The sequence below is a fragment of the Bacillus sp. FJAT-28004 genome, from assembly GCF_001280845.1.
In the GTDB taxonomy this organism is placed as follows: domain Bacteria; phylum Bacillota; class Bacilli; order Paenibacillales; family Paenibacillaceae; genus Pristimantibacillus.
Genome location: NZ_LGHP01000003.1, coordinates 459,798 through 471,897, shown reverse-complemented (window position 1 = coordinate 471,897; position 12,100 = coordinate 459,798). Strand labels below are relative to the sequence as shown.

At 40.4% G+C, this 12,100-nt stretch carries 14 protein-coding genes and 2 pseudogenes; 7 read left to right on the top strand and 9 right to left on the bottom strand.

The window, feature by feature from the left end; genetic code table 11:
* From AC787_RS29930 to AC787_RS29910, 5 genes and pseudogenes are all read right to left on the bottom strand, one after another.
* Positions 1 to 410: pseudogene (locus tag AC787_RS29930) on the bottom strand (hypothetical protein); the annotation flags it as partial.
* Positions 398 to 604: a hypothetical protein gene (locus tag AC787_RS29925; RefSeq protein WP_054028613.1), complete on the bottom strand. Its 207-nt coding sequence runs from the start codon at positions 602 to 604 to the stop codon at positions 398 to 400. The gene AC787_RS29925 and the pseudogene AC787_RS29930, both read right to left, overlap by 13 nt.
* A gap of 325 nt (positions 605 to 929) precedes the next feature.
* Complete coding sequence (locus AC787_RS29920) at positions 930 to 1,181, bottom strand: helix-turn-helix domain-containing protein (RefSeq protein WP_054028612.1); 252 nt, start codon at positions 1,179 to 1,181, stop codon at positions 930 to 932.
* Between the two features lie 159 nt (positions 1,182 to 1,340).
* Positions 1,341 to 1,673 carry a DUF771 domain-containing protein gene (locus AC787_RS29915; protein WP_054028611.1) on the bottom strand — a complete coding sequence of 111 codons (333 nt, stop codon included), beginning with the start codon at positions 1,671 to 1,673 and terminating at the stop codon, positions 1,341 to 1,343.
* Between the two features lie 49 nt (positions 1,674 to 1,722).
* Positions 1,723 to 1,965 carry a helix-turn-helix transcriptional regulator gene (locus AC787_RS29910; protein ID WP_054028610.1) on the bottom strand — a complete coding sequence of 81 codons (243 nt, stop codon included), beginning with the start codon at positions 1,963 to 1,965 and terminating at the stop codon, positions 1,723 to 1,725.
* Between the two features lie 146 nt (positions 1,966 to 2,111).
* Between AC787_RS29910 and AC787_RS29905 the strand changes: the two genes are divergently transcribed.
* The 4 genes from AC787_RS29905 (at position 2,112) to AC787_RS29890 (ending at position 4,689) form a co-directional block, all read left to right on the top strand.
* Positions 2,112 to 2,498, top strand: coding sequence for a helix-turn-helix domain-containing protein (locus AC787_RS29905; RefSeq protein ID WP_054028609.1), 387 nt, complete (start codon positions 2,112 to 2,114; stop codon positions 2,496 to 2,498).
* Between the two features lie 69 nt (positions 2,499 to 2,567).
* Positions 2,568 to 3,179 (top strand): ImmA/IrrE family metallo-endopeptidase, encoded by a 612-nt coding sequence (locus AC787_RS29900; RefSeq protein ID WP_054028608.1) that lies wholly within the window; start codon positions 2,568 to 2,570, stop codon positions 3,177 to 3,179.
* Positions 3,180 to 3,183: 4 nt separating this feature from the next.
* A complete protein-coding gene (locus tag AC787_RS29895) occupies positions 3,184 to 3,564 on the top strand; it encodes a hypothetical protein (RefSeq protein WP_054028607.1) in 381 nt (126 codons plus the stop codon).
* Between the two features lie 18 nt (positions 3,565 to 3,582).
* Positions 3,583 to 4,689: a site-specific integrase gene (locus AC787_RS29890; protein WP_054028606.1), complete on the top strand. Its 1,107-nt coding sequence runs from the start codon at positions 3,583 to 3,585 to the stop codon at positions 4,687 to 4,689.
* A 383-nt stretch (positions 4,690 to 5,072) separates the two neighbouring features.
* On the opposite strand, the gene AC787_RS29885 is transcribed toward AC787_RS29890, so the two are convergent.
* Genes AC787_RS29885 through AC787_RS29875 form a run of 3 tightly spaced genes read right to left on the bottom strand, consistent with a single transcriptional unit; the run spans position 5,073 to position 8,501 of the window.
* Positions 5,073 to 6,122, bottom strand: a complete 1,050-nt coding sequence (locus AC787_RS29885) for a Ger(x)C family spore germination protein (RefSeq protein WP_054028605.1) — start codon at positions 6,120 to 6,122, stop codon at positions 5,073 to 5,075.
* Positions 6,109 to 7,191 carry a GerAB/ArcD/ProY family transporter gene (locus AC787_RS29880; RefSeq protein ID WP_054028604.1) on the bottom strand — a complete coding sequence of 361 codons (1,083 nt, stop codon included), beginning with the start codon at positions 7,189 to 7,191 and terminating at the stop codon, positions 6,109 to 6,111. Before AC787_RS29880 ends, AC787_RS29885 begins: the two co-directional genes overlap by 14 nt.
* Positions 7,188 to 8,501: a spore germination protein gene (locus tag AC787_RS29875; protein WP_054028603.1), complete on the bottom strand. Its 1,314-nt coding sequence runs from the start codon at positions 8,499 to 8,501 to the stop codon at positions 7,188 to 7,190. Before AC787_RS29875 ends, AC787_RS29880 begins: the two co-directional genes overlap by 4 nt.
* A gap of 163 nt (positions 8,502 to 8,664) precedes the next feature.
* Here AC787_RS29875 and AC787_RS33925 point away from each other — a divergent pair.
* Positions 8,665 to 8,823 (top strand): annotated as a pseudogene (locus AC787_RS33925) (ArsA family ATPase); the annotation flags it as partial.
* A 538-nt stretch (positions 8,824 to 9,361) separates the two neighbouring features.
* Positions 9,362 to 10,084, top strand: coding sequence for a hypothetical protein (locus tag AC787_RS29870; RefSeq protein WP_054028602.1), 723 nt, complete (start codon positions 9,362 to 9,364; stop codon positions 10,082 to 10,084).
* A gap of 534 nt (positions 10,085 to 10,618) precedes the next feature.
* On the opposite strand, the gene AC787_RS29865 is transcribed toward AC787_RS29870, so the two are convergent.
* Positions 10,619 to 11,089, bottom strand: a complete 471-nt coding sequence (locus tag AC787_RS29865) for an HPP family protein (RefSeq protein ID WP_054028601.1) — start codon at positions 11,087 to 11,089, stop codon at positions 10,619 to 10,621.
* A 115-nt stretch (positions 11,090 to 11,204) separates the two neighbouring features.
* Between AC787_RS29865 and AC787_RS29860 the strand changes: the two genes are divergently transcribed.
* Positions 11,205 to 12,098 (top strand): LysR family transcriptional regulator, encoded by an 894-nt coding sequence (locus AC787_RS29860; RefSeq protein ID WP_054028600.1) that lies wholly within the window; start codon positions 11,205 to 11,207, stop codon positions 12,096 to 12,098.
* The last annotated feature ends 2 nt before the right edge of the window (positions 12,099 to 12,100 follow it).

The window sequence follows — 12,100 nt, the reverse complement described above, 5'->3', positions numbered from 1 at the left end:
AGAGTCACGGTTGTGTCACGCGTGACATCAGTGTGACTCTCTTTACCTTTCTTAGCATTCTCGCGTGACTTCCGTTTCCTTTCCTTGTTCTTTTCTCGATTGTCCACCAGACGTCCCGCATAATCGAACCAATCGTGAATAGTGACACACCGTTCCACTCTATCGATAAACTCAGCATCCTCAAGGGCTTGCAAGAGTTTGTCTGCGTTTTCTATGGGCCACTCTATTGCTTCCGCAATGTCCTCTGGATCATAGTCGGATATATTGCCGTCTTGGGCATAATCAACAGCCCACCACCACAACATATGTAAATGACCGATAGCTGCCGGGACGCTAACGCCTAGCTTTCGTGACAAACGCTTTGTTTTCGGATGCCTTGCTAGTTCTTGATGACTCTCTATCCATGCCAAAAACTCCCACTCCTTTCCTTGCTGGCTCGATTTCGTTTTAATACCTCATTAACCTCCGAGGCTTGCAGAGGAATGGATGCACCGTCAGAATCGCGTTTAAAGGTCATAAACGGTCTAGCTCGTCCCCATAACTCGATGACGATTCCTGTTTCACCCGAAGATAAACGAACCGAATCATCCTTTAACACAATCATCCGTGCACCTTCCCCCTGTGTTGATACCTACTTGCTCTGCATCGTCGGAAGCCCCCAGCTAACGCTCAGGACACCCGACGATAAAGGCAATCGCCTAAATCGTCTAACTCTTACAATCTCTCAGACTGTCTCTTGTGGATGTGCTATAATAGACAAAACGAGATTCCTTAGTCGGGTCCGTAACTATGTCCGTCCTAGCCGACGGGCATTTTTCATTTCTTGATACCTTGATTAGATTTCTGACAATAACCTCATGCTGCAGCGGACTTCTGTCAAACCATATCCTCGCCATTGCCTCAAGCGTCATAACAACTCACCTCTCCGATTAAGCTGCTCCCGAAATTTGTAGAACTGTTTGTAAAATGGATGCTGGATCGACTCCATACAGGAATGCTATCCCCGCCTCTGCTTGGTTTGTAATTTTGGTCCAATCCCTAAACGTATGTATGTCCCATGTCTTCTGATCTTTTTCAAGTTTGCTTATGCATGACTGTGTACGGTTTAGGAGTCTAGCAAGCTTTACTTGGCTAATCCCTGCTTGCTCACGGCAAATTTTCATAAATGTTCCGGCTGTCATTTAATATTCACCCCCATCTATTCCGATTTAGAATATATTCCATATTAGAATCTCAGAATGATGACGTGGCATTACAATACAGATATACCGTTACTGTTTGCCTTGCCAACGTTCCCCTCAACTAGCCCGACATCAGCGCACCCGATGTCGGGAAATTTTTTAACTGGCAACATTTTTAAAAATTTGATTAAATCTTTTATCAAGGAACTCAGCCATTTTCGAAGCCTGGAAGCTCCATGTTTGACCTTTAACCTTTGGATAAAATACAAAACCGCCCTGATCTACGTCTAAAAACTTTCTAAACTTTGAAGGGAAAAGAATATTTTCTTTAATCCATTCGCTTTTGCGATTTATGCGAGCTTCAATATCTTTCATTGTCCAATACACACCAGATAGTTCCGTTTTCTTGAGTTCGTCCAACTCAACTTTACTAATCAAGACGGAGTCGGACGGAATAGGTATTGTGATCTGAACATTAAGTCGTTGTTCCATTTTCATCTCTCCTTCCAGCTAAATACGGATACTTACTATCACAAAATTTTCAAGCACCCTTGTCTGTGATCACTATGTTCATATTTCGAACATCTTTTTCAAAAAAAATCGAATCCGTACCTATACCAAGATGTTTTGATATAGATTGCGCTACTTTTAGCGAAGGATCGTGTTCACCCCGCTCGATATTAGCAAGATATGCTCGTGAAATACCTACCATTTCTGAAAGATCGCTTTGGGTGTATCCCTTGTTTTTTCTAGCTTTTATGAGTTCTATTCGTTTGATTTTCATATCTTGCACCACCTCCAATGCTCGTTTTACGAACGTTATATCCACATTATATGTTCATATTATGAGCGTGTCAATACAAAATGTTCGTTTATTGAACGTTTATTTTACGAACATTTTCTATTATCATTAATGTAGGTGGTGATACCGTGAATTTTCAAGAAAGATTGAAGAAACTAAGGTTACAAAAGGGTCTTACGCAGGATCAATTAGCAAGTGCCCTTGATATTCCTGCAACTACTATTCGAAGATTAGAAACAGTAGATTCGCTTCCTAGAAGAGAACGGTTAGATAGAATCGCGGATTTTTTTAATGTGAGTATCGATTATTTAACAGGTCGAACAGATGAACCTGAGCCTTCTGTACGAAATCATCATGTTCCAGACAGTGAAATTTATATTGCTTATTTAGGCGGCCCACCTGAAGAAATCAACGAAGAAGAAGCCGAACATCTGAAGCAACAACTTGAAATGTTCCGACTACATAAAGAGAAACGTAAGAAAGAACGTGAACAAGAAAAAGATAATAAAAAATAATAGCCTCTTCTCGGGCTATATTTTTTACCCTATAATACGAACATACATTCTCATTTTAGGAGTGGTACATTGCATCTTTTTAACCTGACACTATACAAGCCTACAGATTTGGAAATACGGATTTCAAATATTTATAGAGAAAATGGAATACTATCCGCTTCTGATTTGGACCTGGATGTAATCGCTTCGTTATTCGATGCCTATATTGTCTATGCTGACGGGAACACAAAAGTAATTTTCGATGATGATGGCGACTGTCTCATGTTCCTCAATATCCATGATAACGAGCCTGAACAACGCGAAGATTTTTTCCATGAACTTGGTCACCTAACAAGACATGTAGGTAATCAACGTAAGCTGCCACCTTCATTTGTGGACCTGCAGGAGGCTCAGGCGACACTTTTTCAAATGTACTCGGCAATGCCTGCTTACATGTTGGAAGAATTTAATGTTAATCAATATCAATCAAACTATCTTAAAGTGCTGTCAGAGGCCTTCAGATTGACCCAGGAACTCGTTAATCGCAGAATTGACCAAATATACGGGCGGATTAAACAAGAACGTTATGACCGCAATCTGCGCGCTAGAACGACACCTAGACCAACAATATACAGCTATTCTGACTCCACGATGAAAATTCTGGATCAATTAAATCGTCAAGTTGCTGAAAGGAAGGTATAGTAACATGTTGAACGTCAAGGTCGTGTATGAAGAATCAGGAGAGGACAGACGAATGACACCTATTTGGATGATCGTTGACAGCTCATTCTATGATTGGGAAAAAATCTTATTTATTGATATTCAAGCTCCGTTCGAACGGTTAACTTTTGATGAGATGTATTCTGAGCGTGAAGCAGTTACTGTCCCGGATATTGCTTATACTCGACATATAGACAATGAGCATTTGCTCGGGATCTCACTCTCAATTGTTCGAGAAGCTGTTATGAATTCTATCCAACCAAAACCAACCTCTCTAGACCTCTCAAGCATCCAACGCATTGTTCTACGTATTTGCGATATTGAGGATACATTACAATATAGTCTTCGTGGATTTCTGACTTATTAAATAGCGAGGAGGATTCTTATGGCTAGTTTCGTGAAGCGCGGAAAGACCTGGCAATACACTATCAGTCGGATGATTAAAGGCGATTCTAAACCAATACGCAAGGGTGGTTTCAATACTAAAAAAGAAGCACAGGTAGCAGCTGCCGAGATCGAAAACAAGCTCAGGAAAGGAATTACTCCTCATCTACGTTTAGAGCCCTTTGACCAATATTTTGAAGAGTGGCTAAAAGTATATAAACCTAACATTGCTAATAACACGAGGGAGCGTTATTTAAATACGCTCAAAACAATTCAAGAACAGTTTGGCGGTATACCTATTCAAAATATAACCAAACGCTCCTATCAGGCATTTTTGAACGAGTACGGGGCTAGTAGGGCTAAGGACACCACAAGGAAGATCAACACTCATATACGAGCTTGTGTTAAAGAAGCAATAGACGAAGGCATTATTCATTCGGATTTTACTCGTAGAGTGACTTTTTCAGGATCTGTTCCGTCAAAACGTCCCGAAGAAAAACATTTGAACTATTTCGACAGCAAACGTCTGCTAAAGGAGTTAACTGATAATCTTAATACACTTACTAATTATTTGATCTTATTAGGTCTTACATCTGGGATGAGATTCGGTGAACTAGTCGGTCTGACAAGGTCATCCTTCTCTTTTAAAACGAATGAAATTATTATTAATAAGACTTGGGGTTACACCAATAAGATGCATGAGGGATTCGGACCTACAAAAAATGAACAGTCTAATCGAACGATTACAATGGACAAAAAAACCATGGACTTGTTTATGGAGCTCTTCGAGCGTACACCGGAAAATATTCATGGACTGGTATTTCACAGCCCTCAATCAAAATATAAAGTAATTAGTAACAACGGAGCTAACAAAGCATTAGGTTTGTTGCTTGAAAAGCTCAAAATTGATCCAATAACTGTTCACGGCTTGAGACATACGCATGCTAGTATATTGTTGTACAAAGGGGTTTCAATTTATTACGTCAGCGAGAGGCTAGGTCACGGCGACATAGAGACAACTATGCAATATTATGCACATATCGTCAAAGAACTTCGTGAGCGCGATGTACAAAGCACAATTAAGACATTTGAGAATATGGTCGTATGACTTCAGTTGTACTCAGGATCATTAAACTAACGGGCAGTATTTCTAAACAAATCTGTCCATTGATAAAGACACCATTCTTGAGAAATCCTACACGAATAAACGCATGCGGGGTGCTAATGGTGGTTCTGAAAAAACTAGTCCTAATTTTGTTCTTAACAACAATATCGTTGTTAAATCCTATAATTGCTTTTGTTTGAGCAACTACCGCAGCTCGATGATCCGAAAAATTCGGAAGCGTTGGATCGTCAGCTTCCGTGGTCGGTGACGTTACCGTTAACCTGCCGAGTGTTTATATCTTAATACCAGTATAGCTTAATCCCGAGTAGGTCAGGATAAACCGTGTTAAATGGTAGTACCAGCGAAGTTGACAACACCCGCAATAGTTATTCCATACTTACATGGACCTGAAAATTCACTTTTAACTTAGGATAATATTCTTCTCTCCAGTCTTTTAGTTCATGATATGGAATCTGATGACGGAAATGTTGGCCAAAGCCGAAAATATCCGTTTTGTTTCTTTGGGCTTGTTCGAACATATCGTTAAACCGCTTTTCCATTAGCTTCTCGAGTTCCTTTAATATCCGGCTATTCGTCACGCCCTCTTCTCTCTCTAAAATGTCTATTTTTACATTTAAATCGCTTGAAACCAGCGGTTCATTATTTTTCATTGACGGTCTAATTTGCAAAGAGCTGTTTATTACCCTGATGCTGGCAAAGCCCAGACTCTCATTCTGTCCTCGTGCATTACGATTTTGAAACAAATTAACTAATAGATTTTCGCTTGGGCTGATTCTTCCCGTTATTTTTCCATTTTTCAAAACTGCCAAATCCTCGAAGATAAAAACGGTATCCTTTCCGGATTTAACGACCGGAACGGCTATATCTTTCGTATAGGAAAACAAACTCCGATAAACTTCCCATACGCGGGTAATCGAGAACTCCGGTGCCCAACCGGCCCCTTTATAAAAATAGTCATATATAGAGGTTGCACGGAAACCCTTTTTTTCGTTAATAATCGCAAACATTTTCTCAATATCGTCTTCTGTAATGGCTAGCAACGCGATTGACGGTATTTCCCTTGATTTCATTAAATACTTAATCAATTTACTCCATTCTTGATTGTTATTTGCCAAATGGTTTTGGATGACAATAAATTGTATTTTTGAGTAGTCCAAGGCACCTTCAGAGTTTGTCCGCATTCGTCCCAGAACGCTTGAAACGGATTCACCTTTTTCCGTTACAATTCTTGTTTTGCCTTCTACCGATGTTACTGGAATATACAGTGTCACTTTGAATTCTTCCTCGTTTTCCTTGGAAATCCCGATGGCCAAAGGAAGGGCACGCTGATTGATTTCATTAACATTCCAACACCCGCAGAGAAAGGTTAAAAACATAAGTACAACAATAATTTTTATAAGATTAATTTTTTTCATAACCCGCCATCCTCCTTCTAATTAAAACACCATAGATAAAAATGGCAGATGGAAGGATAATGATAAAATAAACGTTAGCACCGTTACTCCACTCGAGGAGTTTTACAATCCAGGAACGGTTCGGGACAGTTACTGCGAATATAAATGCGATAAGAGAGAAAGCACTGATCCAATAAGAGGCTTTGCTTCTCTGCCATTTGAGCGTTTTCTGCATGATTTGTCCGATCATCCATAGCAAAACGGCATTTAATATGATCGTAAACCCGATCAACGACAGCCCGAAGAACATCGTTTGCCGGCTGAACACAAACCACCTCATGTCGACTGTATCCGCTGCTTCTCTTGCAGGAAAATGAATCGTAACGACTGTTTCTTGTCCAAATATTAAAAGCGGCACATACACGGAAGTTAGAAAGGAGAATATCACATAAACCCATGCCGCAAATAGTCGACCGAACTTTAAATTGGTTTCGGCAGGTACGAATCCTAAAAAGATAATCGCCGAATATCCCATAAGATAGAAAAAATTGTCTTTCAATAAGAAATTAAAAGAGGAAGGCCAAGCCGGCGCAGCGTTCTGAAAATCAAAATTTATAGTCGAGGAAGCAATGACTAACACCACCAAAAAATTAATGATGAAGAAAATAAATGCCGAGGAACGTAAAATCGTGCCTAAACCTTTAATAGCTGTATAAGTTGAAATGAAGAAGAGAAGGACCAATACCGCCCAATAAGGCGTCCGAATCAAAAAAACTGAAACAACGTCTTCAGAATGGGCGCGAAGAGTGATCGCAACAAACACAGTCAGATTGATAACATAGGGGATAAAAAAAATGAATGCTGCCCATCTTCCCATTTGCAAACAAATATCGATAACATCTTTTTTTGGAAAATAATCTAATCCTTTCTTGAAGATCATCATTAGAATCAGTTGCAGCAATCCGTAAGAAAGAACCACTGCCCAATGACCGGAATTCGATAACGTATATATGAGATGAGGATACATCAAAAAACCGAAGCCCATATTCATGATGATAAAAACTAACCAAATCTGTAGCCTTTGAGTCACTTTGTGTCTCCCTTTCCTTTCATGCGAAATGTCATATAAGGAATATCGCATGTCGTTAAACTCGCCAAATATATGCATATTAATATTAATCCGGTAAATAAACCCACAATACCGTAAACAGATGCCAAAATTAAAACAGGGTATTTTAGGACACGAAGGTACATGGAATTTTGCACTCCTATTACGACAGAACTTCCAATCAACATTATTGTTGTCACGATGACTAATAAATTACTGACTAATTTCGCTTCAACCATCGCTTGGCCAAGTATGACTCCGCCAACCATTGTAACGGTAGGGCCTACGCTTTTAGGGAGTCTCACGATCGCTTCAGTTATTAAATCAACCAATCCGACCATTACAATCGTTTCAAGTATGGATGTTAATGGAACGCCTTCTCTGCTTTCTGCGATAAACAAGGCGAGATCTGTTTTTAATATTTCAGGGTTAACTGACGTTAAGGCAACATATAAAGCGGGAAGGATAAGTGTGACCAAAGCTCCTAATCCCCTTAGGGTTCGAATCATGAGTGACAACCCAATAGGGAAATTTCGATCGTTTGCAGTACTCAACATATCCCCAAAAAGGTGAGGAAAAACAAACGCGAAGGGATAATTGTCCAAAAAAAGAACGATTCTGTTCTTTTTTAACGAATCGACAGCTTGAATCGGAATCTCAGTTGAGAATAGATGACTGACAGGATTGAATTTACGATGACCAAAATGCTTATTCAGGTCATCAATCGTATCGATGTCCGATTCAATTTGTTTTAATTGCCGGTCAACTTTTTCAATAAGAACACTTGAAGCTTTTCCTTTAATATAAAGCATTGAGATCTTTCGGCTTGTTAACTCCCCAACTTGGTATGAACAATGGCACAGTCGTTCAGTGTCCAGTCTCTTTCGGATGAGCCCTATGTTAATATCTATATCCTCTCCAAAGGCGTCCAAAGGACCATGAATGGGACTTTCATTTTGGGGCTCACCAATGCTTCGCCTCAGGTTGCTGTGGACGGGTTCCACAATAGCGTTACGTTTGCTTTCTGAGACAACCACTAATTTGCCTTCTAAAATGGCTTTTTTGATCTGTTCAGCATTAACGTCAAGCTGGTCGCTAAGGTTTATTAATAGTTCATTAACTGAAGCAGATACTTGAGCCATTTGTCGAACATATAAATTTGTCTTTGTAAAATCAATAAGCGTGTCAAATCCTATAAGATAAATGGCTGTTTGATCAAATTGCTCTTCATGAATGAAAAAATCATCATGATCAGCGAACGTGGTTTTCATTTCCTGGACTAAATTATCCATATGAATTTGCCCCTTATAATTGATGTAATTATTATTAGCGGCATATGGAATTTATATACTGTTCAAAAGGCTTGATGAAAAGCTAATCCTTTGAAGCAATCCTATAATTGCAAGCAAGTGTAGTGCCGCTATAAAACTCTGGACTTAACGGCAGAAAGACAACGAATTGACAGTAGATGCTAGCGCCAAAAAATGGAAGGTTATTTTGCCAAGATCGTTGATGGGCTGGCAGGTTGAAGGCGCGAGGTACTCGGAGGACCGGCTGATCATCCGTTTTGGCAAACAGGATTTGACTGAACGGGAAAGGGGAAAAGATCAATGAGAGGAGCGCGCGAGACATGATGTTGGAAAATTTGGCTTCGCGGAACTGCTGCAGATAAAAATCTAAGTCATTTTACACTCGTTTTACACAATTCTAATTAAAATCGTTGATGTATAAAGGATTTCTCCTTGAAACCTACGTCCTTCCGGGACGCCATTAAGAATTACCTAGATCATTTTAATGATTTACATAAACCCGCTAAAACCTTGGTTAACAAGGATTTAGCGGGTTTTTTTTGTTTTGCTGATCGCGAGAATACGACAGTTAATATCCATAAACGGAATTTTGATCATATTCCCATAATTTACTACATGAACCGACTTTGTTCGCAAGTCCATCTTCGTTATTCCTCCTTGTACTGTTTGACCCTAATTCCACACAGTTACTATCAAGTCTGGATGCATTAAACTTCATTGTTGAGTGTTATTATTAAAAACTACTAATATACCTATTTTTTTATAGTCCCTGGGACAGATGCACTTACCTCTAATAGATAAAAGACATAGTATACAAAAATTTATTTGGAGGTGCTTTACTTTTGAATTGTCCTAAACCCCATCGAAAAACAAAAGTTTCTAAAAAAGAAACAGACGTTTGTAAAAACGAAACAAAAATATTTAACTCTAACCAAACTAGCATTATTATCGTCAATAGAAAAATGAAAAAGAAAGTTAGATGTAGACCGAGACGATTGCTTAAATGGTACGATTTTATAGAAGTTCCTAACCCTATGATTCCTGGAGGCCCGGCTATTACAACATTTCCGCTTCCAACCCCGCCTGACAGTTTCGGTTCAGAACTTCCTATAGATGGATTATTCATCACCTTAAGTCGTATTGATAGAAATGACCGCGAAGAGTTAAAAGCGACAATCGTTTGGAATTTTGGCGTTACAACCATTAATCCAGGACCTGAAATCACGATTTTTTCGCAAAAAATGCAATTTAGTATTTGGCGTGATGCCCCGTTAACCGGAACTCGCCTTTGTACAGTCGTTGATTCCGGTCATATAACAGAGTTGTCAGAGACTGCACCTGCTGGTACTCTAATGACTAATACAGTGACAACATCTTTTGCATGTACGGATACAAAAATTTTTGGTAAAACACACCGATATTTTTTAACTGGTGCAGCAGGAGTGGCTAATGGTTTTTTTGTAGCGGCAGGCGATGGAGACGATGGACCAACCCCTATAACAACCTTCATCAACCCAACAGTTACCGAAGTTCATTTTAGCGGTTCAGTTATTGACCGAAACTAAGCTTAATTAATAGACCCTTTCATCATGTTACAGCTGCTGACCCACATTCATTACACACTGTGGGTCTTTTTATATGTTCAGACAAATTTACAAGTAATGTTTAGCACAGCATAATCCTAATTCGACAATATTTGCTAATTTATTCACACAAGATGCGACAAATATTTTCACCCAATGAGCATATAATACTCCCTATATATTATTTCATTAGGAGAGACAAAGATGCCCAACTACTATTTCAAAGAAATATGGTCTCCCTTGAAATTGATCGGGATCCGTTTTTACCGTGATGACGAAGATCAAGTGTGGATCAAAATGTGGTCTAAGGCAAGACGACGTCTTAAACGAGATTAGTTGACCATGTTATCCAATCTACGCATGTAAAATGCGAAACACTAAACGGAGCAGAACGAGTCCTTCCGGGACGCCATATGATTATCCATTAACGCCGCCTAATCAGGTGGTTTTTTATTTTATACTCATAAATTCAAACAAGGCCGATCCCGGTAATTACCATTTGGATCAGCCTTGTTTTTATTTCTCTGACTTTAAAATTGCTGTTTTGGTCGCTAATAGCTTCCGATAACCATATGCGGAAATCGCAATCAGCACCGCTCCAAGCAGTACCGGGGTAAACAAATAGGACCAGCCAGCGCCGCTGAGCATTACAACGAGCGGATCAGCACCTGCAGGAGGATACACCGTCCGCGTAAGCTGCATTAGTAGGATGGATAATCCAACAGAGAGTGCGATTGACCAAGTAGAATCACCGAATATGTGCAGCATCACTAAACCAACTCCCGTACTAATAAGGTGGCCTCCAACAACATTCCTTGCTTTAGCAAGCGGACTATCCGGCAAGACGAATACGATAACGCAGCTCGCCCCAAACGGAGCCATCATCAGCGTAATCGACATTTTATCCCCCATCATTAGCAGCAGTGCTATAACGATTGTTCCTCCTGCCGCTGCTGCCAGCGGCTTCCAGCTTACATTTTTCAGCATCTCTCATCCCCCGTTTTTCTATGAATGACATTATGCTATCATAAGAGAAGCCATTCGAGAATTGAATGTTTACGATGTAATCCATTTCAAATGGTGATATCAAAGGAGGACTACCATGCTGGAGGCTTGGGAAGGACGTTTTTTCATTACATTTGCTGCCGTGCTGGAGGAGAAAAGCTTCAGCGGCGCCGCGGATCGACTCGGCTACGTGCAATCGACGGTAACCTCTCATATTCGACATTTGGAAACAACGAGCGGCAAGAAGCTGTTTCACCGTTTGCCGCGTGGCGTAGAACCAACGGAAGCAGGCTTGCAGTTAGCTCCCTATGCATATCAATTTATCCAGCTCGGGCAATCTCTCCAGGATGCGCTTTCGACATCCGACATGCCGTCCGGTATCGTTCGAATTGGAGCTTTGGAGTCGTTTGCCATCTCTCATTTACCGCATTTTTTAACCGGCTTCCTAAAACAATTTACTAAGATTAAGCTGCATTTAAATCCCGGCCTGCAACATGATATTACTGCGCAAATCGTGAATCATCGCGCTGACTTAGGCATCGTGCCTCAGGCACCAGAACGCGATGACCTTCTATTCACGCCTCTAATAGAAGAGAGTCTCGTGCTGATCTGTGCTCCTGCTTTGCAAGAGCGATTTGAGCGATTAGGATGGCAATCCTTACACGAGTGCGCCTTCATCAGCTTCGGAGACCAATGCATCTATCACACGTACGGACGCGATGTACTGAGAGAATTCGATGTTGAGCTTGCCGATCAGCTGTCATTTTCCAGCATCGAGCTTATAAAGCAGACGGTCGCGTGCGGCATGGGCATCGCCTTCGTACCGGAATCGAATGTAACGCAAGAGGTAGCTGCGGGCACATTGCTGTCACTGCCCTTGAAGCAAGAGTTAACAATGACACATGGCATTATTACACATAAATCACGTGAGCCTAAGGCAGCGGCACAAGCTTTTATCCAGCATTTGAAGTCCTTCTATGCAAAGGTATAATT

Coding starts and splice junctions, on each gene's coding strand:
- AC787_RS29865 (WP_054028601.1), bottom strand. CDS start 11,089: ATGCTGAAAAATGTAAGCTGGAAGCCGCTGGCAGCAGCGGCAGGAGGA.
- AC787_RS29925 (WP_054028613.1), bottom strand. CDS start 604: ATGATTGTGTTAAAGGATGATTCGGTTCGTTTATCTTCGGGTGAAACA.
- AC787_RS29910 (WP_054028610.1), bottom strand. CDS start 1,965: ATGAAAATCAAACGAATAGAACTCATAAAAGCTAGAAAAAACAAGGGA.
- AC787_RS29920 (WP_054028612.1), bottom strand. CDS start 1,181: ATGACAGCCGGAACATTTATGAAAATTTGCCGTGAGCAAGCAGGGATT.
- AC787_RS29895 (WP_054028607.1), top strand. CDS start 3,184: ATGTTGAACGTCAAGGTCGTGTATGAAGAATCAGGAGAGGACAGACGA.
- AC787_RS29915 (WP_054028611.1), bottom strand. CDS start 1,673: ATGGAACAACGACTTAATGTTCAGATCACAATACCTATTCCGTCCGAC.
- AC787_RS29890 (WP_054028606.1), top strand. CDS start 3,583: ATGGCTAGTTTCGTGAAGCGCGGAAAGACCTGGCAATACACTATCAGT.
- AC787_RS29875 (WP_054028603.1), bottom strand. CDS start 8,501: ATGGATAATTTAGTCCAGGAAATGAAAACCACGTTCGCTGATCATGAT.
- AC787_RS29885 (WP_054028605.1), bottom strand. CDS start 6,122: ATGAAAAAAATTAATCTTATAAAAATTATTGTTGTACTTATGTTTTTA.
- AC787_RS29860 (WP_054028600.1), top strand. CDS start 11,205: ATGCTGGAGGCTTGGGAAGGACGTTTTTTCATTACATTTGCTGCCGTG.